Source organism: Dorea phocaeensis, assembly GCF_900240315.1.
Taxonomy (GTDB): Bacteria; Bacillota; Clostridia; order Lachnospirales; family Lachnospiraceae; genus Dorea_B; species Dorea_B phocaeensis.
Genome location: NZ_OEPZ01000001.1, coordinates 377,806 through 401,398, shown reverse-complemented (window position 1 = coordinate 401,398; position 23,593 = coordinate 377,806). Strand labels below are relative to the sequence as shown.

Genomic DNA, 23,593 nt, shown 5'->3' with positions numbered 1-23,593 from the left:
TCGGAAAATCAGATGCTTGAGGAGATAGATAGTATTATTTTTGACGTGGATGGAACGCTTTTGGATTCTATGTGGATCTGGCCATCTATCGATGATGACTATCTGGAGAAATATCATTTGACGAAACCAGAGCGTTTCCATGAGAATATGGAAGGAATGAGCTACACAGAAGCAGCTCACTATTTTCTTGAAGTGTTTCCAGATCTTCCATTTACCCCGCAGGAAGTTATGGAAGAGTGGATGGAAATGGTCTATGACAAATACATGACGCAAGTAGAATTAAAAACCGGAGCAAGAGAGTTTATTGAGAGAATGCGAGACCAGGGAAAGACCATTGGAATTGCAACCAGCAATGCCAGAGAATTGGTTCTTGACACGCTGGAGTCATTGGGAATCCGTCATCTGTTCGATTCCGTACACAGCGCCTGCGAGGTGGAAGCGGGAAAGCCGTCTCCGGCAGTTTACCTGTTGGTGGCGGAAGATCTGGGAGTAGATCCATCCAGGTGTCTGGTTTTTGAAGATGTCCCGATGGGGATTTTGGCGGGAAAGAATGCGGGAATGAGAGTCTGCGCTGTGGAAGATGCATTTTCCAGTCCTCAGGTTCAAAAGAAACGAGAGCTGGCAGACTACTACATTCAGGATTACACCGAGATTGAAAAGAGAACATACGAGGTATTATAAATGGAAAAAGGATTTTTGCCGATATGTAGACGGGATATGGAAGAGATGGGGATCAAGCAGCTGGACTTTGTCTATGTGTCCGGAGATGCATACGTGGATCATCCGTCTTTTGGTCATGCGATTATTATGCGTACATTGGAAGCACATGGCTATACAGTGGGCATCATTGCGCAGCCGGACTGGAAAGACAAAACGAGTATTATGGAATTTGGAGAGCCAAGGCTTGGATTTCTGGTGTCCAGCGGAAACATGGACTCCATGGTAAATCATTATTCTGTGTCAAAGAAACGTCGAAAAACAGACGCCTACACACCGGGAGGAGTGATGGGAAAGCGGCCGGATTATGCGGTGGTTGTATATAGTAACCTGATTCGCCAGGTATATAAGCATACGCCGATTATTCTGGGAGGAATTGAAGCGAGTCTTAGACGTCTGGCGCATTATGATTACTGGTCGGATAAGCTGAAGCGTTCCATTCTTTTGGATTCAGGGGCCGATCTTTTATCCTATGGAATGGGAGAGCGTTCCATTGTGGAGATTGCAGAAGCACTGGACAGTGGAATTGATGTGAAGGATCTAACGTTTGTTCCGGGGACTGTTTACAAGACCAAGAGTATGGACAGCGTCTACGATGCGCTGACCCTTCCGGGATATGACGAACTGAAGGCGGACAAGCTTATATACGCTCGCAGTTTTTATACCCAGTACTGCAACACCGATCCTTTCAGTGGGAAGAGGCTGGTTGAGCCATATGGAGAACATCTTTATGTAGTGCAGAATCCTCCGGCAAAGCCGTTAAGTCAGTCGGAAATGGATCGTGTCTATAGTTATCCATATATGAGAACTTATCATCCGTCTTACGAAGAGAAGGGCGGCGTTCCGGCGATTTCTGAAGTGAAATTCAGTCTGATCAGCAACCGGGGGTGCTTTGGCGGATGCAGCTTCTGTGCGCTGACCTTCCATCAGGGAAGAATTATTCAAACCAGAAGCCATGAGTCGCTTCTTGCAGAGGCAGGACAGTTTATCTGGGACAAGGACTTCAAGGGTTATATTCACGACGTAGGAGGGCCGACGGCTAACTTCAGACATCCATCCTGTGAAAAGCAGTTAGAGCATGGCGCCTGTAAGACGAAGCAGTGTCTGTTCCCAAGACCTTGCAAGAATCTAAATGTGGATCATAAGGACTATATTGTGCTGCTTCGAAAATTGCGGGAACTGCCGAATGTAAAGAAGGTATTTATCCGGTCAGGAATCCGGTTCGATTATGTGATGGCAGATCAGGATGATACCTTTTTCAGGGAGCTTTGTAAATATCATGTCAGCGGACAACTGAAAGTGGCGCCGGAACACGTCTCCGACGCAGTTCTGACACGCATGGGCAAACCGGAAAACAGCGTATATCAGGCATTTACGAAGAAATATAAGAAAATCAATCAGGAGATTCATAAGGAACAATACCTGGTTCCTTATCTGATGTCCTCCCATCCGGGTTCTACGATGAAAGAAGCCGTAGAGCTTGCAGAATATCTGCGGGATCTTGGCTATATGCCGGAACAGGTACAGGATTTCTATCCGACGCCGTCTACTCTTTCTACGTGTATGTATTATACTGGTGTGGATCCCAGGGATATGAAACCGGTCTATGTGCCGCGCAATCCCCATGAGAAGGCGATGCAGCGTGCGTTGATTCAGTATCGGAATCCAAAAAATTATGATTTGGTGCTGGAGGCGTTAAAAAAAGCAGGGCGTATGGATCTGGTGGGGTATGACAAACATTGTCTAATTCGTCCAAGACAAAAGGACGGTCGCACCCAGGCATTTTCGGGTAAAAATGCAGGAGGCAAAACCAGGTCTTCTGATAGGAAAACGTTCGTCGGAAAAGAACAACGGAAAAAACGGACGATTCGGAATGTCCATAAAAAGAAGACGAAGAAATAGGACAGCGAAAAAGAAAAGAGGAGGGCCAGGATGAAGATCGCAGTGATTACAGGCGCCTCTTCCGGAATGGGAAGAGAGTTTGCTGTTCAAGTCTCTAAGCTTTATCGAAATCTAGATGAGATCTGGGTGGTTGCCAGACGTACGGAAAGGTTAGAGGAATTAAAGAAAAAGCTTACGGTTCCGGTGCGGATTTTTGACGGAGATCTGGGACGGGATTATATCTATGAGCGAATTGAAAAATCCCTGGATCAAAAACAGGCAAAGATCCGGCTTTTGGTAAATGCTGCCGGATATGGAAAGATGGGGCTTACGGAAAAGCTGGATTCTTTGGATCTGTGCGGAATGATTCAGCTTAACTGCATAGCTCTTACGAAGATGACACATCTTTGTCTTCCTTATATGGAGCGGGGAGCGAGGGTGGTTCAGGTTGCATCAGCTGCAGCCTTTGCGCCGCAGCCTGGATTTGCCGTTTATGCAGCCAGTAAATCTTATGTCTATAGTTTTTCCAGAGCTCTTCGCATGGAATTAAAGAAGCATGGAATTTCGGTGACGGCTGTGTGTCCGGGACCGGTAGATACAGAGTTTTTTGATCGCGCAGGAAGTCTTCCGGGTAAAGGAAAAGAAGGTCTTCTTGCAGAGGAAGCAAGTGTTGTGCGTCTGGCGCTTCTTGATGCTGTTTGGAGAAAACCGGTATCCGTCTATGGAAGTACCATGAAGCTTTGCCGGATTGGAGCAAAGATTCTACCGGACGGTATTCTTGCATGGGCGATGAAGAAGCTCAATCAGGTTTAGAAAAGATGAAAAAGAAGATAGACGAGGAGTGTACAAGAGACGATGAAAATAGAAAAAGGACAGCCGGGATATATTAAAGCAAGAAAGATGCGGTATCTGCTTTATGCAGTCGTTGAGTTCGCCATGGTGGCGGCTGTATTCATTTTAGGATATGTTCAGACCAAGAGCAGATTGAATCTTTTTACGGTACTTGCCATTATTGGATGTCTTCCGGCAGCCAAGATGCTGGTGGAGTTTATTACAATGGCTCCTTATAAGAGCATAGATACGGCAATTTGCAAAGAGATTGAAGAAAAAGCACCATTGTTGATTCGGATTTATGATCTGATTATTACCAGTAGCGAAAAGGTGATGCCGGTGGATGCAATTGTAATTGCAGATCATGTGGTGTGCGGATATACCAGCAGTGCGAAAACGGATGAGAACCGACTGGCAAGAGATATCAAGCAGGCTCTTAAAAACCAGCATTATGAGAAGATTACAGTAAAGATTTTCCATGATTATAAGGCGTTTCTTGCACGGGCAGAGGGTATGAATAATATCGCTTCCGTGGAACGGCCGCAGCATCGAAAGAAAGAGCGGGCAATTCGAGATATTATAAAGAGTTTATCAATGTAGAAGGCAGATTATGAAAGAAATACAGATTGGACCAAATGAGGCAGGACAAAGGCTGGATAAGCTTTTGAAAAAATACTTAAAAGAAGCGCCTGGAAGCTTCCTGTACAAGATGCTTCGCAAGAAGAACATCGTATTAAACGGGAAGAAGGCAACGGGCAGCGAGAAACTAGCAGAGGGCGACAGTGTCAAACTCTTTTTGGCGGATGAGACGATTGGGAAGTTTACAGGAAGCCTGCAAAGTACGAAGGGGCAGTGTTTTGATGAACAGAAGGCGGCAGATATTTCTTTTTCTGTCGTGTATGAAGATCAGGATCTGCTGCTTCTTAACAAGCCGGAAGGTCTTCTGTCTCAGAAGGCGAAGAAGGGCGATATCTCTGTGGCAGATCAGGTTGTGCAATATCTGGTGCAGACCGGGAGCTTGACTTCTGCTCAGCTTGAGACATTTACTCCGTCTATCTGTAACCGGTTAGACCGTAATACCAGTGGTCTGATTGCAGCAGGAAAGAGCCTGGCCGGATTGCAGAGAATGGGGGAACTGCTTCAGAATCGGACACTGGAGAAATACTATTTGTGTATTGTAAAAGGGAAAATTACGCAGCCGGAACATCTAAAAGGCTATTTAAAAAAAGATTCCAGAACCAACCAGGTAACAATATCCAAAAGAGGGGATGGGGAAGCGCAGGCAATTGAGACTGAATACATGCCGATTGCATGGCAGGATCAGATGACTCTTTTGAAGGTGCATCTGATTACCGGAAAGACGCATCAGATCCGTGCCCATCTGGCAGCCTGCGGACATCCCCTTTTGGGAGATTATAAGTATGGGGATGCCGGGTGGAATCAGAAATATAAAAAGCAGTACAAAGTAGAATCCCAGCTTCTGCATGCCTATGAACTGAAGTTCCCGGCAATGGAAGAACGATTTCAAGCGTGGTCAGAAAGTGTTCACAGAGCAGCGGTACCACAGAAGTTTTGGAGACTGATAAAGGAGACAGCATGGGAACATGGAACTCAAGAGGCCTTAGAGGTTCAACATTAGAAGAAATGGTTAACCGGACCAATGACTGGTATCTGGAGCGTGGTCTTGCACTGATTCAGAAGATACCGACCCCGATTACACCTGTGAAGATGGATAAAGAACATCGTCAGATTACATTGGCATACTTTGATAAAAGAAGTACCATTGACTATATCGGCGCAGTGCAGGGAATTCCCGTTTGTTTTGACGCGAAGGAATGTGTGGCTGAGACGTTTCCACTGCAGAATATCCATGAGCATCAGGTGGAGTTTATGAGGCAGTTCGAGCGCCAGGACGGAATTGCCTTTCTGCTCATTTATTATACGGCGAAAAATAAGCTTTACTACATGCGGTTTCAGGAACTTTTGAAGTTTTGGGATCGCGCTCAAAACGGCGGCAGAAAGAGTATTCGTTTTGAAGAACTAGACGAAGAATTTTTTATGGATTTTTATCGGGGATACTATATTCCCTATTTGGATGCCGTCAACCAAGATCTAGAATTGCGGGATAATCCGGACAAAGACATTGACAAAAAGGAATAAAATGCGTATAATTTTCCCATAAAACGCAGTTTAATATGGTAGCATACTAAAGTGAAGACATCAATTATTACCGGGAGGAACTATGAAAAAAAGACTGCATACACCGGAGGGAGTCCGGGATATATATAATGTAGAATGTGGAAAGAAGCTGGCGTTGGAATCACGGCTGAAAAAAGTATTTCATCTTTATGGGTACCATGATATCCAGACGCCTACATTTGAATATTTTGATGTGTTCCGGGAGGAAATCGGTACAACACCTTCCAGAGAATTGTATAAATTCTTTGACAAGGAAGGAAATACACTGGTGCTTCGACCGGATATTACACCGTCCATCGCCAGGGCATCGGCAACACTTTTTGAAGAGGAAGAGCTTCCGATTCGCCTGTGCTATACAGGCAATACCTTTATCAATCATTCCAGCTATCAGGGGCGTCCCAAGGAGACGACGCAGATGGGTGCAGAGCTTATTGGCGATGATTCTGTGGAAGCCGATGCGGAGATGCTGGCTCTCGTGATTGAATCCATGTTGACGATTGGACTTAAGGAGTTTCAGTTAAGCTTAGGAGATGTGGATTTCTTCCAGAGTCTTATTGAAGATGCCTGCTTGGACGAAGAGGCTAAGGATCGGGTCTGTGAGCTGATCAGCAATCATAATTATTATGGAGTTGAAGAATTTCTGGACAGTATTCAGGTGAAACGAAGCTCGAAAGAAGCATTTGCTTCTTTGGGAGAACTGGTAGGAGGCGTTGAAGTCCTTGCCCATGCAAGAGATATTGCCCCGAATTCCAAGGGAATCATGGCGTTGAAACGTCTGGAAAAAATCTATGATACGCTGAAGCTTTATGGCGTGGAGAAGTTTATTACTTTTGATTTGAGCATGACAGGAACATATGGATATTATACAGGGATCATTTTCCAGGGATATACGTTCGGAACGGGAGATGCAATTGTCAAAGGCGGACGTTATGATCATCTGCTGGAGAAATTCGGAAAGCAGTCTCCGTCGATCGGATTCGTCATTGTCGTTGATGAATTGATGAATGCGCTGATCCGCCAGAAAATTCGCATTGTATACACGAGAAAGAATACGATTATTCTGTACGATGAAGGAAGACAAAAAGAGGCGATCGCGTTGGCGAAGGATCTAAGGCGAAAAGCTAAGAATACCGAGATGATCAAGAAGTCAAAAGAAAAGCTTTTGGAAGAGTACGTCGAATACGGAAGAGAATATTATGCCGGAAATCTGATTTACATGAAGAAAAATGGAGAAATTACCATGATCAATCTTGTAACAGGAGATCATAAGATTCTGGGAAGTAAAGACAAAAATGCAGAGAATTAAGCACGAATAGGAGTTAGACAACATGAGATATTTGACATTTGCACTGGGAAAAGGGCGGTTGGCGTACCAGACTCTGGAGCTGTTTGAAAAAATCGGAATTACCTGCGAAGAAATGAAAGACCCTAATTCACGCAGATTGATTTTTACAAACGAAGAGCTGAAACTCCGCTTTTTTCTCGCAAAAGGGCCGGATGTGCCGGTTTATGTAGAGTATGGCGCCGCAGATATCGGAGTGGTCGGAAAAGATGTAATACTGGAAGCGGGAAGGAAGGTCCATGAAGTGCTGGATCTTGGATATGGAAATTGCAGGATGTGTGTCTGCGGGCATAAAGATGCAGCAGAGCTTTTGAAACATCGGGAATTGATCCGTGTTGCGACGAAGTATCCCAATATTGCCAAGGATTATTTCTATAACACGAAGCATCAGACGGTAGAACTGATCAAGCTGAATGGTTCCATTGAACTGGCGCCCATTGTTGGGTTGTCTGAGGTGATTGTAGACATCGTGGAGACGGGCTCCACATTAAAGGAAAATGGCCTAGAGGTTTTGGAAGAGATTTGCCCGCTGTCAGCGAGGATGATCGTTAATCCTGTCAGTATGCGGCTGGAAAGCGAACGGATTAAAGAACTTTTGATGCGCCTTCGGGCACAGGTGATTCGTTAACACAAATCCATTGATACAGATAATCCATTAAGGAAAGGATGAATTCGGATGAGAATACAGCATTTAGATCAGACCACCAGACAGAATCTTCTGGAGGATCTGTTAAAGAGAAGCCCGAATCAATATGGGGAATATGAACAAGGTGTTTTGGAAATTTTGGATGCGGTACGCAAGGAAAAAGACAAGGCTCTGTTCGATTATACGGAGAAGTTTGATCATGCCAAGATTGATGCAGAAACACTTCGTGTAACAGAAGAAGAAATCGAAGAGGCGTATCGATTGGTGGATCCGGATCTGGTTCGGATTATAAGAAAAGCGCTTGAAAACATCCGCGCCTACCATGAAAAACAGCGGCAGTACAGCTGGTTTGACAGTCGGCCGGATGGGACGATTCTGGGACAGAAGGTGACACCGCTTAAGAGAGTCGGTGTCTATGTGCCGGGTGGAAAGGCAGTCTATCCGTCTTCTGTACTGATGAATATTGTGCCGGCGAAGGTAGCAGATGTTGAAGAAATTGTAATGGTGACACCGCCGGGACCGAATGGAAAGGTGGCGCCGAATACACTGGTTGCCGCACGGGAAGCCGGAGCGGACGTGATTTATAAGGTGGGAGGCGCACAGGCAGTCGGCGCGCTTGCGTATGGAACGGAGAGTATTCCAAAGGTAGATAAGATTGTAGGGCCGGGAAATATCTATGTGGCTCTTGCAAAGAAGGCAGTTTATGGACACGTCAGTATTGATGCAATCGCCGGACCAAGCGAAATTCTGGTTATAGCAGATGATTCGGCAAATCCAAGATATGTGGCGGCAGATCTTTTGTCTCAGGCAGAGCATGATGAACTGGCTTCTGCCATTTTGGTCACGACCAGTGAAACACTGGCAAAAGAGGTGTCTGATCAAGTGGAGACATTTGTGCAGGAACTGTCAAGAGGAGAAATTATTCAGAAATCTCTTGATCGTTACGGGTACATTTTGGTGGCTGAAACCATGGAGGAGGCCATTGATACAGCAAATGAGATTGCTTCAGAACATTTGGAGATTCAGACAAGGAATCCTTATGAAGTCATGACGAAGATTCGCAATGCAGGGGCGATATTTATTGGCGAATATTCCAGCGAACCATTGGGAGATTATTTCGCAGGACCGAATCATGTGTTGCCTACCAATGGGACGGCGAAGTTCTTCTCTCCGCTGTCGGTAGATGATTTTATTAAGAAATCAAGTATCATTTCTTACTCTAAAGATGCGCTTTATAAAGTCCATGAAGATATTGAGGCATTTGCGGCGGCAGAGCAGTTGACTGCACATGCCAATTCTGTGAAAGTGCGGTTTGAAGAAGAGTAAGAGAAAGGAGTTGGCGATGAATCGAATTGCAACTTGTGAAAGAAAGACGAAGGAAACAACGATTTCCATTACTTTAAATCTTGACGGAACCGGAAAGACCAATATTCATACAGGAATCGGTTTTTTTGATCATATGCTGGATGGGATGGCCCGCCACGGACTGTTTGATTTATCGGTGTCCGTTGCCGGAGATCTTGATGTGGACTGTCATCATACCATCGAAGATACCGGAATTGTTCTGGGGAGAGCAATTCAGGAAGCACTGGGGGATAAGGCTGGAATCCGTCGTTATGGACATATGATTCTTCCGATGGATGAGACGCTGGCTCTTTGTGCAGTGGATCTTAGCGGAAGACCGTATCTTAGGTATCACGCGCCATTTACTTCCGAAAAACTCGGAGATATGGACACAGAGATGGTAAAAGAATTTTTCTATGCTCTTTCTTATGGGGCGATGATGAATATTCATTTGAAGATTTTAGATGGGGAGAACAACCATCATATGGCAGAGACGTTATTTAAAGCATTTGGAAAAGCGCTGGACGCGGCAACGCAGGATGAGCCGCGGATTCAGGAGATATGGACAACGAAAGGAAGCCTGTAGAGGAGGCATAGAATATATGAGTTATAAAAGATTGATTCCCTGTGTTTTTATTGCAGGGGGAAAAGCTGTAAGATGGTTCGATGATCCGACCGTTATCTCGGAAGATGTCATTGGGCTTGCAAAATATTACAGCAGTCACGGGGCGGATGAACTTCTGGTATTTGATCTTTCTAATACCGATGAAGAACATGATGAAGCGATTGATCTGATGAAACGGATTCACCGTGTGATTCGGATCCCGATGGTTGCAGGTGGAAATATCAAACGGCAGGAAGATATTAAGAAGATTCTTTACGCAGGATCCAAGCGTGCCATTGTTAACTTTTCCAAGCAGGATGCTGCGAAACAGCTGGAAGAGGCTGCTAAGCGGTTTGGAAAAGAAAAGATGGCCGTATCATTAAACGATTTTGATGCGCTTTTTAAACATCAGCATCTGTTGCAGAAGTATTGTTCAGAGATTATTTTCATGCATCGACTGGATTTGAATTCTGTGATGAATGTTACGGATATTCCTTGTGTAATCGTGACGGATACCATGGAGGAAGGTGAACTGTTTAAGATTCTAAAATGCCAGGGTGTCAAAGGATTGTCCGGCCGATATATCAGTCAGACCGATATGGATTTTCTTAAATTTAAAGAAAAATGCACCGATGAAGATATTAAAATGACATCTTTTGAGAGCATCATGGAGTTCTCTCAGTTTAAAACGAATGAGCAGGGGCTGATTCCTGTTGTGGTACAGCATTACCGTACCCAGGAAGTGCTGATGCTGGCTTATATGAACCAGGAATCCTTTGACGCAACGATCAAAACCGGAAAGATGACATACTATAGTCGAAGCCGTAAATCACTTTGGGTAAAAGGTGAGACCAGCGGGCATTTTCAGTATGTAAAATCCCTGACGATAGACTGTGATTATGACACACTTCTTGCAAAAGTAGATCAGGTAGGGGCTGCCTGCCATACGGGAAATCCAACCTGTTTTTTCCAGCCTTTGGCAGGAAGGGAGTATGATGAGAACAATCCGCTGCGTGTATTTGAGTCGGTTTACCGCACAATTGAAGACCGGCGAATCCATCCCAAAGAGGGTTCTTATACCAATTACCTGTTTGACAAGGGGATTGATAAGATCTTAAAGAAGGTGGGCGAAGAAGCCACAGAAGTGGTGATCGCTGCTAAGAATCCGAATCCAGAAGAAGTGAAATATGAGTTGGCAGATTTTCTTTATCATGCCATGGTGCTGATGGTGGAAAAAGGAATCGACTGGGAGGATATCGTAAAAGAGCTGGCGGATCGTTAACCGGGGTTCAAATGATTGGAATGAGTCAGGCTGTTACTGCATAAGGTTACACAGAGGTGACGGCGAATGAAGGATTCCATGGAGAGAAGAAGACAGTTATTAGAAGAGGCGAGAGCAATATACTCCGATCAGCAGACCATTCCTGCGGTACATCCAAGATACCATGCAGTATATCAGGAACTATATCCGAAAGAAGAGAAAATGCGGGGGACGTTTGCTTTTCGTGCATTCATATGCTTCCTTCTCTTCACTGCATTTGTGGCGATGGATCAGCGAGGGAATGAGAGGCTCCCGGTAAGCAGTGATCAGATTGCGGCGGAGATCGGGGCGGACATAGATCTTCCGCTTGACATGAATTTTCGCAATTGATATAATTTTTTAATAAGAGAGCTGAAGAGGCTGTTGTGAAATAAAGGTTGAGGAATGGCTTGTTTTACAACAGTCTTTTCCTGTGTTAAGGAGGGAACAAAGGATGATAAAAATCTGGATAACAGGTGCAAATGGGCAGATTGGTACGGCGATTAATGAGGTGCTCGATCCATTGGAGGCAGAAATATTCAATACGGACAAGGAAGAACTGGACATTACGGATACGGAAGAGGTTCTGAATTTTGGGGAGATGAACCGTCCGGACGTTATTATTAACTGTGCAGGCATTGTAGACTTAAACTTGTGTGAGAAGGAACCGGAGCTTGCTTATCGCGTAAATGCCCTGGGTGCAAGAAATCTAAGTCTTGTGGCTAGAAAAGTAGGATCGAAAATGGTACAACTTTCTACGGACGATGTGTTTGACGGCTTAAGTAAGACGCCTTACAGTGAATTTGACGATACCAACCCTAAGACTGTTTACGGACGTTCTAAAAGAGCGGGTGAAAACTATGTAAAAGAATTTACACATAAGCATTTTGTTGTGCGCAGCAACTGGGTTTACGGCAGGGGAAATAACTTTGTAAACAAGGTTTTAGAGGCGGCAAAGAACCAGACTCCGCTTGCACTTGCTTCTGACCAGTTCGGAAGTCCGACCAGCGCCAAAGACCTTGCAAGACTGATCCTTCATCTGATCAAGACAAATGAATATGGAACGTATCATGCAACTTGCCAGGGTATGTGCAGTAGATATGAATTTGCGCAGGAAATTTTAAAGGCGGCCGGCAAGGAAGTGGAGATGAAGGCGGTCCCGACGAAAGAATCAGACCTTTCTTATGCAAGACCGGCATACGCAGTGCTGGACAACTTTATCCTGAGGATCATTGATCTCTATCAGATGCCGGAATGGAAAGAGTCGCTTCAGGAATATATGAACGAAAGAGAGGAAGGCTAATATGGACAAGAAGGAAAAAAAGAAAAAACTGGGACTAACCACAAAGATTTTCATTTCACTGATCGTAGGAGCCATCTTCGGCGTCGTGTTGTGTTATCTGGTTCCGTCTGGCCATATCAAAGATGATATTATTGTAGAGGGCGTGCTCTATGTTGTGGGGCAGGGATTTATCCGTTTGATGAAGATGCTGGTAGTTCCGTTGGTATTCTGTTCTCTGGTATGCGGAAGCATGGCGATTGGAGATACGAAGAAGCTGGGGACGGTTGGTGTCCGGACGCTTTTGTTCTACCTGGTTACGACAGCGCTTGCCATCACAGTGGCGCTTAGTATTGGAAATCTGATCAATCCAGGAACCGGACTTGATATGAGCGCCATCCAGTCCAATGCGGCTAAGGTGGAAACGATGGAAGCAACTTCTCTGTCAGAGACGCTTCTTGGAATTATTCCTGACAATCCGTTGAATTCTCTTTCCAGCGGAAATATGCTTCAAATCATAGTGTTTGCCCTGATTGTAGGAGTGATTCTTGCAAAGTTGGGAGAGCGTACAGAGACGGTTGGCAATTTCTTTAGCCAGTTTAATGATATTATGATGGAAATGACCATGATGGTAATGAGTCTGGCTCCAATTGGAGTGTTCTGTCTGATTTCCAGAACCTTTGCCAATATCGGATTCAGTGCATTTGTACCACTTGCAAAATATATGGTTGGCGTGCTGATTGCACTTGCAATCCAGTGCTTCGTAGTGTATCTGGGACTTTTGAAGATTTTCACCGGATTAAATCCGTTGAAATTTATAAAAAACTTCTTCCCGGTAATGGCATTTGCATTCTCTACAGCGACTTCCAATGCAACGATTCCATTGTCTATTGATACCCTTGCTAAGAAGATGGGCGTATCTAAGAAGATTTCTTCTTTCACCATTCCTCTTGGAGCAACCATCAATATGGATGGAACTGCAATTATGCAGGGTGTAGCGGTTGTGTTTGCTGCTCAGGCATTTGGAATTGATCTGACAATGGTAGATTATCTGACGGTAATTGGTACGGCAACGCTGGCCTCCATCGGTACGGCAGGAGTACCAAGCGTTGGTCTGGTAACATTGACCATGGTATTTAATTCTGTTGGACTTCCGGTGGAAGCAATTGGATTGATTATGGGTATCGACCGAATCTTAGACATGAGCCGTACGGCAGTAAATATTACGGGAGATGCGGTATGTACCACAATTGTGGCACATCAGAATAAAGCGCTTGATAAAGAAGTGTTCCAGAAAGCGTAATGGAATAAAATAAAAGCGGGCTCTATAAGTTCCTAAATGGGATAGCGGAAATCACCATGCAGTTTATCTGTATGGTGATTTTTTAATAGAAAGAAATTTTGATATTCTTGCAAAAATCTGTAAAAAAGGAGAAAATATGTCAAAAAGGTTGACAAAAAAATGTGAGGGGTATAATAATTAAATAGAAAAAAGAGAAATTCGCCGTAGTTAGTATTTTTTAATACCTGCATCTTTGTATGCGGGCATTTGTTGTGTGAAGAAATACAATACCTCTCAGGTGGGTATTTGAATTCAACAAGACGTTAAAAGAGATTACGCTGGGAGATGTGATACGCATTATGGAGAATACCACGAAAATAAACCGATGTTTGGAGGAGGATGCGCTATGCAGCCGAAATGCAGCAGAAATGCAGCAGACTTTTGTGCGGTGCGTAGATATTATGCAGAGATTCAAGAAAAATTGGAACAACATCTTTTCAGTATTTCATTAAAGGAAATTTTGGAACGAGAGGGAAAGGGAAAGTAAAGTAGTGAAGGATAAGAACATGAAACGATTATTTCCGTGTAAAATCTGGAAAAGAGGAACTGCCTGGGTTTTGGCTTTTTCTATTTTATTTCAGACCATGGCAGTATCTGCCCACGAGACTGTAATTGGATCGTCGGAAGGATATTCGGAACAAACGGAAGCGGTTGTTACAGAAGGAGCAGATCCATCGGAGACGCAGCCATCTTCAGATGCAGCTGAGACGAATCCAACCGTATCCGAAGAGGAACAAACGCCCTCAGAACAGGCATTTCCAGAAGCAGATTCGTCAACCATTGCTCCACAGGATCCGGCTTCACAGGAGCAGACGCAGGGAGCGCCGAAAAATATTACAGAGATTTATGAAAACGGTGTGATTAAAATCTATAATCTCCGACAGCTTCAGTCCATTGGTACGGGGCTGGCAGTTCGAGCTTATGACATGCATGAAGAGCAGTTTGGCACTGGGGAAGAAGTTCTTGCAGAAGGGCAGACGATCACTTATTCTTCCGGTGCAGATTATATGCTGATGAACGAAATTGCATTACCGTCAGAAAACATATGGACGCTGCCGGAAGGCTTTACCGGAAGCTTTGCCGGAACACCTGCGGAGGATGCGGTCTTATATGCGAAGGAAAGCGATACCGTCTATGTCTATAATAATTATCAGCTTCGCCTGATCGCTTCCGAGAATTCTGCAGAAGAACCGATGATGTCAAGCGATATGATTCCTGAAAAAGTAGGTATGGGTCAGCTTCTGTATAAAGATGGAACACCGGCAGGCGAGAGTCTGGATGAAGCACAGGAATATCTTACATACAGTAAGGAGCATAATTATGTGTTAAGCCCGTCCTTTACGGAACAGATGCCGGAGCTAGAGGCGGAGAAGATTAAGCAAGAAGCAACGGTTCAGGCGGATGAGGGACAGCTTGGAGGACGCGAGTATCTTGGTCAGGTTTATACCAAAGTTGAAGGAGAGCCATATATACTTATTGGAAATGAATGGCAGCTTAGAGCAATCGGACAAGATGCAGATCCAAAAGAAAAGGGCAATCAGTATATGCAAGTAACTCCAATGCTCTATGTGAAATCCATAGTAGACCTGCCTTGGCCGTGGGATGACAAAATAACATATATCCCATATTATCCCGGTGATGCTGACTTTAATCTAAAACAAGGTTCGTCTTTGGGAGAAAATGGAATTGAACAAAAAGACTTCATCTATTTTTCAGAACAAAATACAAACAAAACAGAAGGTTTGATGAATATCGAATATGATAAAGAAGGATTAGTTGGAGCCTTGCTTGGACCACTGGGAGAGCTGATTGGTGACATTTTACATGCACTGTTAGGCCCTTTGTTTGATATACCACTATTGGGACCGATTTTATCAGGCCTTATCGGTGAGCGGACAGATGATATTGTTATTGTGGATAAGGAATTTAATGCAACCAACGTTCAAAGTTATCTTTCTTTATCACAAGTAAGTGATGAATTAAAATCTCTAAAATATTCTCCGGATGCCAACTATATTATTTTCCGCGATATTGACTTGTTGCAGGGCGAATATTCCAACGGAAAAGACGATAACTGGACGCCAATCCATTTTTCGGGAAAGATGGAAGGTTGCTTGAATATGCAGGCAGATGTGTCGCCGACGATTAAAAATATTCATGTGGAGCAGACAGGTAAGCTGAATATGGAAACCACAAGCGGTATCGGATTCTTCGGAACAATCTCCAATAAATTGGATGAGAATACGTTGGGATCAGCGGGAATGGCAGTCGTGAAAAACATTCATCTAGAACAGGTCAGTGTGACAAATAAGTCTACGGAAGTCGACGCTGACATAAAGTCCCTGGTAGATGGAGTATTAAAACTATTAGATGGGATATTAGGAGGAATTCTTGACATCTTAGACCAGATACTACTTCCTGGCGATTTAAGGCTAGATAAGGTAATCCATGATCTTCTGACATTGAAGAAGGATAGCCCGGATTTGTTTGCTACGGGAAGTTTTGCTGGAAGAATCGTAGGCCATGTCCGTATCGAAAACTGTACGGTGGATCAGGCATCAGTTAGCAGCGCAAAAGGAATCTCCGGCGGATTCGTCGGATTTACGGAAGGTATGGAAACCTACGACGGTTTATCGGGGATATTAGGAAATGTTGTAAAAATATTATCCACTCTTTTAAATATTGTACCTGGTGTTGGCTTGGGTGATTTGATTACCGTGTTATTGCAAAATGACGTCCCATTGGGGAATTTGATTCCGACTGGGTATCACAAGCCGATAATTACCAATTGCAGCGTGGCATTGAATAACGGAACAATCGGAAATGCTGCTGAAGACTATAACGGTGGTTTTGTAGGAATTCAAACAGGAACAGAGATTAAGAATTCTGTTGTTTCAGATCTTGGAGCGGTACAGGCGAAAGCAGGCGCTGGTGGATTTGCAGGACTGGAAAGAGACGCCATTATCAAAGGAGCGCTGCAAAATCTTGGAGTGGATCTGTTCTGTCCGGATGTAAAGTCCCTACAGGAAAGCTGCTCTGTAACGGGATCTAATATTGGAATTAAGGCCAACTCATATGCTGGAGGCTTTAACGGAGCTATGGCAAATAGTGTCAGTCTCAATTCCAGCGTGTCTAACCTTAAGAATGTGGTTTCAGAAAAGTATGCAGGCGGTTTTGCGGGAAGAGCAACCATAGGATTTGGTACTACGCTTGGAGGAAAAGAAACACAGGAAAACTTACTGGAGTCTGTTTCTGGATTGCTAGGTAATGTTCTGTCTTCCGAAAATACAGATGCAAGGAATACACTTTTGACACTGGTAGGTGTAGTACCATCTGAAATACACGGTTGTAGCGTACAGGGAGAAAAACTTGTGATTGAAAGTGCTGAAACCTATGCCGGAGGCATTATTGGCCAGGGTGACGGTGTGAAAATCAATGCACAAGGCACTACATTTGGAGCATCAATAACAGGCCTAAAGCAGGTAAAAGCAAAGAAATATGCCGGAGGTATTGCCGGAAGCGTTGTGACGGCGGATGCTATCGGTGTGGTGAATAAAACACTTGGAGTGGGGCAGTTTATTCCATTTGAACTGTCGCAGATTTCTGCAGAGGGAACCGATTGGACGGTGACAGCAACAGAAAAATATGCTGCTGGAGCTTGTGGACTGATGCTTGGAGGAACGGCTGACAGCGTAAAGGTAAACGGCATTCAAAGTATTCAGGCGGGTAACTATGCTGGAGGGTTCGCCGGAAGAACCGGGGCGTCAAGCCTTGTATCCGCCGGAGGACTGGACGTACTTGGACTTGTAAAGCTTAATAACGTGTTATCGTTGGCGAATGGTGTTCAGGTTACAATCAAGAATTGTGAGATTGTCGGCGTGAACACTGGATTGACAGTCCTTTCCGATGGAACGGCTGCGCTGACAGACGGCGAAGCTTTTACAGCCGGAGGATTTATCGGAGAATCGGTAGCCTCGGTAGTTGAAGCTTCCTATGTCAGAAATTTAAAATCTGTTGCTGCAAAACATAATCAAACGAAAAGTAGCTATGCTGGAGGTTTTGTGGGACGATCTCATACCGGAGGGCTGGCAGGACTTGCACAGGAGGATGAAGACGGAAAACTGAAGCTTCCGGGTATTTTGGAAGTGGATTCTTTATTAAGCTTAGTTCCGTATCTGCTTCCCAAATATACAGATACAACGGTAACATTCCGATCCAATGGAGAGAATCCACAAGTGGAGGGAACACTTGCCGGAGGCTTTGCCGGAGCAATGCAAAGCGGTAAGGTCGATAATAGTACAAGCACAGAGGCTTACGCTGTCTTCGGACTAGAGAAAGTCAAGGGAGAATCTCACGCCGGAGGATTTGCGGGGAAAGTTGACGCAGGGGCAACAGCTTCCTCCGATGGATTGAATCTGCTTGGTGGAATTTTAAACCTTGATATTGGTCAGTTGCTCAATGTACTGCAAGTTTATATTCCGATCATTCAATCTGCAGGCGTGAAATCAGAAAAGCAGGGCTTTACTGTGGAAGCTACAGATACAGACAGCTATGCCGGAGGATATCTTGGCTATGGCGGCGGTGTGCAGATTAAAGATTCTGATGTCACTTCCTTGAAGCATACGAAGGTGACTCCGCCGGAAGACAGTCTGGAATCTACAATTGGCGAAAACTATTTTGGAGAGAAGTCACAATATGCAGTCAAAGGTGGAAAATACGCCGGAGGCTATGCAGGATGCGTAGATATCGATTCGGCAGCGGCAGTTGGCGGCGGATTAAAGCTTCTTGGCAATATCCAGTTGACGAATCTTTTAGAGGCGCTGAACGTAGTGGCGTCTACCATTGAAAATTCTGACGTCAATGGCTGTGTGGGCGGTTATTCCGTACTGGCAGACGGAAGTGATGATAAGAATAATAGTTTAGGAAAGGCCGGAGGCTTTATCGGAGAAATGTCCGGCACCATCATTAAAAACAGTGATGCGAATTTATTTGCCTATGTCGTTGGACGTGAGGCGGCCGGAGGCTATGTGGGTATTATGGAACCGGGAAATGTTGCATCCGTATTAGAAGATGCCAGCATTTTAGAGGGACTATTAAATGTAACAGACAGTCTTGCGAATTTGGTACAGTCTTTCATTCCGATTATTGAAGACAGTCAGGCAAGCAGTGTGCCTTGCGGCGGTGCGGTTCGTGCGGATGGACTTACTGACACCCAATGTGTGAGAGGGCTTGCCGGAGGTTATGTAGGCTACAATCATGGTGGAAGAATCTTAGGAAATGCCACCGAAGGCGGCAAAGAATGTGCTACTGCCCGTATCCGTTCTGTATACGGCGGCGAGTTTGCCGGAGGTTTTACCGGATTGATGGAAACTTCAGATTTAGCAGGAACCGGAAACTTAGAACTTCTGTTTGGTCTGTTGAAGACGAGCAATGTGTTAAGCCTTCTTGGGGCTGTCTATCCAACGGAAACGAATACAGCCGTTTACGGACCGCTTAGAAAAGTGGATATGGATACATGGAACAAGTGGGCAGAAGCAGTGGGCAGCAACGGTGTTTACGGAGATCAGTTCCCGAGCACACCGGTTACTACAGAAGAAGAGCTACAGTCATTGATTCAGCAATATGCTTACGGCTACAATGTTAAAGCCGGAAGAACGAACGTCGGAACTCAGGATATGGAGGCGGGCGTTGCCGGAGGCTATGTAGGACGCATGAAAGCAGGTGTTGTTACCAATGCCCATGCGTGGGATGCGAAGTTTGTCAGTGCTTACACAAGTGCCGGAGGCTTTGCCGGAGAAATGAAAACCGGCGGCGTTGCAGAAGTCGGAAAGGTTTCCTTAATCGGATTGGATATTACAGGCTCGATCAGTGCTGTGCAGACTTTCGTTCCGGTCATAAGAAATTCGGATATTACCGGTTCCCAGTCAGGGATGACAGTAAAAGCGACAGGCATCCCGGTGAAGGATTCTACCTTGAAAATAGAAAAAGTCGGTTACGCCGGAGGCTATGTCGGTCATATGCTTGGCGGACAGATTTGGGGCAACTGGTCTGAGGCAAGTACATACGGTGCAACAGATGCTGTACAGGATCCGAACAATAAGCGATGCTTCGTGACCAACTTAAGAAAAGTAGAAGGTACGAAAGCAATCGGAGGCTTTGCCGGTCAGATTGACCCGGCAAGTGCGGCGGCTTTGGATACAGCAGGAAGCAGCGGATTGCTTGGCGGACTTCTTCAAAGCCTGATCAAGACGCCGGGTGATTTATTGTCCTTACTCAATACAACTATTTCAACGGTGCGCAGCGCAGATGTTGACGCCTGGGATAAGTGGGGCATTATCGTTAACGGCGCTTATGCGAATGGTTCAGGAAATACCGCTTATGCAAAGGCGGCCGGCGGCTTTGCCGGAGAGATCAATGGCGCGGTTATCGGAGAAATGAACACGCCAGACAGCGGTGTTCATGTGTCGAATATCAGAAGTGTGACAGGCGGAGAATACGTTGGTGGCTTTTTTGGACTGGCAGACGTATCTGCAGTAGCGCAGGTCAGTGATGGTGGTAATACAAACATATTGGCAGAGCTTTTAAAACTTGGCGGCACAAGTGTACTGGATGCCTTTCGAACTTTTGTCTATGCATCGGATGTGTCAGGTGCAGCTGAGGCGGGACTTGAGGTACGGGCAAGAGACTGTAAAAAGACAGAATATGTCAATGACCCTGTTTACTCAGGCTCAGCCGGTGGGTTTGGCGGCGCATTGCTTAACGGCTCTGTCAAAGATTCCAAGGTGACAAATCTTCGCAAGGTCAACGGAATGAATTATACCGGAGGTTTTATCGGACATCTCGGAAAGAGCGGTACGGTTGATCTGGATAATTTGGGCGCATTAGGGAAATTATTGAGCGCCGGCGCCGGCGTGATGGATATTTTTGGCTCACATGTGGATCGGTGCAGTGTTTCAGGCGTGACAGAAGGATTTACAGTACACAGCGATAATACGATAGATAAGCAAGATAAATCAGAGATTGCCGGAGGCTTCACCGGATATGCAGATTTGGGAAGAATGACTGGTAATGAGGTTACCGGATTAAAACAGGTAACAAGTAACCAGATCGCCGGAGGCTATGCAGGAAAAACGAATTTTGCATATCTTGTAGACATTAAAGTGAATTCGGATTTGGTCAAATATTTAGTGCAGGCTGTGAATCAGATATTAAAGGCTCTTCAGCTGGATGATTTACAAAAAGGTGATGTCATTAAGATTGATCTGGGTATTATAAAAATCAACGCCCTGTATGACGGAGAACTGGTAGCTCTGAATCTTCTCGGACTGGATATCAAAGTCGGTCTGGCAAAGGATAAGAGCCTTGCTACCATCTATATCGGAGACAGCAAGATAGAAATCAACTGCTCTGAGGGCGGCACGATCGATGAAGAAAGCCTGAAAAATGAAATCAATATTTCGCTGATTAAGGCGAATCGGACACGAATTGATTCCTGTACCGTGACGGGTGTGAAAGAGGGCTATGACGTCTATGGAGGCGGCGCCGGAAACAATGCCAACGGCACAGGCGACTACGGCATTGCCGGTGGATTTATTGGCTGGAACAATGAAGGATTATTTAGAAATAATAAAATGTTTTTGGCCGATGTTGTCCGAGGAGCAAAAGATCTGACAGGACCATTTACCGGAAAGGCAAGTTTAAAATCGAATTGGGATTTTAACGACATTGTCGGAATTGAAGGTGATGAAAACTATTATCAGATATATCGACAAGGGGATATGGTTTATAATGATCTGTTGGGAAGTTCAGGAGCGCACCTTGAGGAAAGGCATGATCAATGGGATTCATGGAAAAACATCTATACCATTCGTCATATGACCGAAAATAAGGTCGTTAAGTTTAAAGACTTAAAAGATGCACTGATGGGAAATGGTACGGCGAAAGAACCGGTTAATGTGTATCAGGAAGACGGTGCAATGGCTGTTCTGATGAACAACACAGCAAGCAGTCCGACAGAACCAGGTGGAAGCGAAGCGGAACCGGATGTACAGGATCCTTGTAAGGATTTGATTGAGCTTCGTATTAAGAAGGTTTGGAAAGGGGACGATGAGAAAGACCGCCCGAATGAGGTTATCTTCCATGTCACAAGAAGTTATGTGGTGAATGGAGAGACCTTCAAAGACGAGACCTTCAAAGAGGAAGTGATTTTGACAAAAGAGGATGCACAGACCTCAGACACATGGGAAAAGGTTCTTTCCGGAGAGAAATTTACTGCGTACCATGAAGGTGTGGACGGGAAGAAATATCACTATACATACCATATCAGTGAAACTAAGGTTGACGGTTACGAGACAACCGTAACCTATCAGGGAGATCATCAGTACAACATTACCGTAACCAATAAGAAAAACTGGTTCGATAGTCTTCTTCCTGAGACAGGAGGCTTGGGAACAGCCTTGCTTTATACGTTAGGTGTTCTGCTTCTTTGCTTTGTGACAACAACGGGATACAAAAAGAGCAAAAGAAGACAGGGTGGCTATAAATAATCAATAAAAAGGAGAGAGAACAAATGAAAAAAACGAAACACATGCTGGCAGTCTTACTGACAGTCATTATGACTTTGGCAATGACAACAACAGCCTTTGCGGCAGGAACACAAACGGGAAACTTGACAGTAAAAGTCAATGCCAACAACACATTAGAGGGACAGACAATCAAAGTCTATAAACTCTTTGATCTGACTGTAAGCGGGGATAAGTACGCTTACACAGTGAATGAAACTTATAAAACTGCAATTGCAGCTGCATTAGGATTACCAGCTGAGTCAACAAGCAAAGCATTATACGAGAAACTTACTACATATACAGCAAATTCTACTGACATCCAGAAGTTTGCAGATGACTTTACAGCAGCTGCATTGACAGAAGGAACAGCAGAAACTGTAACTTCTGGAAAATTAGGCAAGGTTGAGAGTCATAAGTTTGAAGGTTTAGACTACGGTTACTACCTTGTATATCAAACAGGAACAAAAGAAATCCAGTCATCTCTTGTATCTGTAGATGCGCTGGAAGAAACAGTTAATTTAAAAGGCGAGGCTCCGAGCATTGCGAAAACAGCAAATACAGCAACGGTTGAAATCGGACAGGTTGTAACTTATACAATTACAGGTACAATCCCTGATACAACAGGATATGCGGACGACTATACATACAAAATCCACGATACATTAACAAAAGGTCTTGATTTTGTGAAAGATACAGACGGTACAGCAGTAGATGCTCCTGTTGCATATCCGGTATCTGTACAGATTGATACACAGAACGCTACTACACAGAATGCTACATTAAGCGGAGAGGGTAACCGCACAATGGAGTTGAATTTATCCCAGTGGATCAGAGACAATCAGGTACACAAAGGAACGGGATTTACAGTAACCTATTATGCAAAAGTAAATCAAAATGCGGTAGTACAGACAAACAATAAAGCTGAATTAGAGTATGGCAACAATTCGAATGATACGACTAAAGGAAATCCAGTGGTAGTTACAACACCGACTTATCCGTTAGATATTGAGAAAACCGATACGAAAGGTACGCTGCTGGAAGGTGCAAAGTTCCGCTTATATAAAAACGAAGGGGATGCAAAAGCAGCCAACGATAATGCGATCAAGGTAACCGGTTCTAACGGAAGCTATACAGTAGCTGAAAATCAGAATACAGAATCAAACATGGATATGGTTACGAAGAAAACGGAAGTATCTGCCGGATATAACTTACATCTGAATGGTCTTAAGGCTGGAACTTACTGGTTAGTGGAGAAAGAGGCTCCGGCAGGTTACAATAAGCTGACAGCTCCAATCAAGATAACCATTACACAGGATGGAGAGAACGAATTGAAGTGGACTGTATCTAAAGATAACGTTCCAGAAGATGATAAAATCATCGATGTTGAAAACACCACAGGTACCATCCTTCCGGGAACAGGTGGTATGGGTACTATTCTGTTTACCGTTGTAGGTATTGCACTTGTACTTATCATTGCAGCAAGCTTTGTAATCAGCAGAAGAAAACGTGCTTAATTAGTAATTATTTTGACGAATGGATGAGGG

General features: G+C 44.5%; 17 protein-coding genes. All 17 read left to right on the top strand.

The annotated features are described in order from the left end of the window. Positions 1 to 12: 12 nt before the first annotated feature. The 17 genes from C0979_RS01845 (at position 13) to C0979_RS01765 (ending at position 23,563) form a co-directional block, all read left to right on the top strand. On the top strand, positions 13 to 681 hold the full coding sequence (locus C0979_RS01845; protein ID WP_101694760.1) for an HAD-IA family hydrolase: 669 nt from the start codon (positions 13 to 15) through the stop codon (positions 679 to 681). After that, positions 682 to 2,619, top strand: coding sequence for a YgiQ family radical SAM protein (locus C0979_RS01840; protein ID WP_101694363.1), 1,938 nt, complete (start codon positions 682 to 684; stop codon positions 2,617 to 2,619). Between the two features lie 30 nt (positions 2,620 to 2,649). Further along, positions 2,650 to 3,411 carry an SDR family NAD(P)-dependent oxidoreductase gene (locus tag C0979_RS01835; RefSeq protein WP_101694362.1) on the top strand — a complete coding sequence of 254 codons (762 nt, stop codon included), beginning with the start codon at positions 2,650 to 2,652 and terminating at the stop codon, positions 3,409 to 3,411. A gap of 42 nt (positions 3,412 to 3,453) precedes the next feature. Then, positions 3,454 to 4,029, top strand: coding sequence for a hypothetical protein (locus C0979_RS01830; protein WP_101694361.1), 576 nt, complete (start codon positions 3,454 to 3,456; stop codon positions 4,027 to 4,029). A gap of 10 nt (positions 4,030 to 4,039) precedes the next feature. Then, on the top strand, positions 4,040 to 5,068 hold the full coding sequence (locus C0979_RS01825; RefSeq protein ID WP_101694360.1) for an RluA family pseudouridine synthase: 1,029 nt from the start codon (positions 4,040 to 4,042) through the stop codon (positions 5,066 to 5,068). After that, on the top strand, positions 5,026 to 5,589 hold the full coding sequence (locus C0979_RS01820; protein WP_101694359.1) for a Holliday junction resolvase RecU: 564 nt from the start codon (positions 5,026 to 5,028) through the stop codon (positions 5,587 to 5,589). The genes C0979_RS01825 and C0979_RS01820 overlap by 43 nt, the downstream gene beginning before the upstream one ends. Positions 5,590 to 5,671: 82 nt before the next feature. Then, a complete protein-coding gene (gene hisZ / locus C0979_RS01815) occupies positions 5,672 to 6,934 on the top strand; it encodes an ATP phosphoribosyltransferase regulatory subunit (protein ID WP_101694358.1) in 1,263 nt (420 codons plus the stop codon). Between the two features lie 22 nt (positions 6,935 to 6,956). After that, the gene (gene hisG / locus C0979_RS01810; RefSeq protein ID WP_101694357.1) at positions 6,957 to 7,598 is read left to right on the top strand and encodes an ATP phosphoribosyltransferase; all 642 of its coding nucleotides are present in this window, start codon (positions 6,957 to 6,959) and stop codon (positions 7,596 to 7,598) included. 48 nt (positions 7,599 to 7,646) lie between these two features. Beyond that, positions 7,647 to 8,942 carry a histidinol dehydrogenase gene (gene hisD, locus C0979_RS01805; protein ID WP_101694356.1) on the top strand — a complete coding sequence of 432 codons (1,296 nt, stop codon included), beginning with the start codon at positions 7,647 to 7,649 and terminating at the stop codon, positions 8,940 to 8,942. 16 nt (positions 8,943 to 8,958) lie between these two features. Beyond that, a complete protein-coding gene (hisB, locus tag C0979_RS01800; RefSeq protein WP_101694355.1) occupies positions 8,959 to 9,546 on the top strand; it encodes an imidazoleglycerol-phosphate dehydratase HisB in 588 nt (195 codons plus the stop codon). Positions 9,547 to 9,562: 16 nt separating this feature from the next. Continuing rightward, the gene (hisIE, locus tag C0979_RS01795; protein ID WP_101694354.1) at positions 9,563 to 10,846 is read left to right on the top strand and encodes a bifunctional phosphoribosyl-AMP cyclohydrolase/phosphoribosyl-ATP diphosphatase HisIE; all 1,284 of its coding nucleotides are present in this window, start codon (positions 9,563 to 9,565) and stop codon (positions 10,844 to 10,846) included. Between the two features lie 66 nt (positions 10,847 to 10,912). Next, on the top strand, positions 10,913 to 11,215 hold the full coding sequence (locus C0979_RS01790; protein WP_101694353.1) for a hypothetical protein: 303 nt from the start codon (positions 10,913 to 10,915) through the stop codon (positions 11,213 to 11,215). Positions 11,216 to 11,318: 103 nt separating this feature from the next. Next, positions 11,319 to 12,167, top strand: a complete 849-nt coding sequence (gene rfbD / locus C0979_RS01785) for a dTDP-4-dehydrorhamnose reductase (protein ID WP_101694352.1) — start codon at positions 11,319 to 11,321, stop codon at positions 12,165 to 12,167. Between the two features lies 1 nt (position 12,168). Next, complete coding sequence (locus tag C0979_RS01780; protein WP_101694351.1) at positions 12,169 to 13,446, top strand: dicarboxylate/amino acid:cation symporter; 1,278 nt, start codon at positions 12,169 to 12,171, stop codon at positions 13,444 to 13,446. A gap of 385 nt (positions 13,447 to 13,831) precedes the next feature. Next, positions 13,832 to 13,972 carry a helix-turn-helix domain-containing protein gene (locus C0979_RS12065; RefSeq protein WP_242962624.1) on the top strand — a complete coding sequence of 47 codons (141 nt, stop codon included), beginning with the start codon at positions 13,832 to 13,834 and terminating at the stop codon, positions 13,970 to 13,972. A gap of 19 nt (positions 13,973 to 13,991) precedes the next feature. Then, positions 13,992 to 22,031 (top strand): Cna B-type domain-containing protein, encoded by an 8,040-nt coding sequence (locus C0979_RS01770; RefSeq protein ID WP_145995099.1) that lies wholly within the window; start codon positions 13,992 to 13,994, stop codon positions 22,029 to 22,031. A gap of 23 nt (positions 22,032 to 22,054) precedes the next feature. Continuing rightward, positions 22,055 to 23,563 carry a SpaH/EbpB family LPXTG-anchored major pilin gene (locus C0979_RS01765; protein ID WP_101694349.1) on the top strand — a complete coding sequence of 503 codons (1,509 nt, stop codon included), beginning with the start codon at positions 22,055 to 22,057 and terminating at the stop codon, positions 23,561 to 23,563. The last annotated feature ends 30 nt before the right edge of the window (positions 23,564 to 23,593 follow it).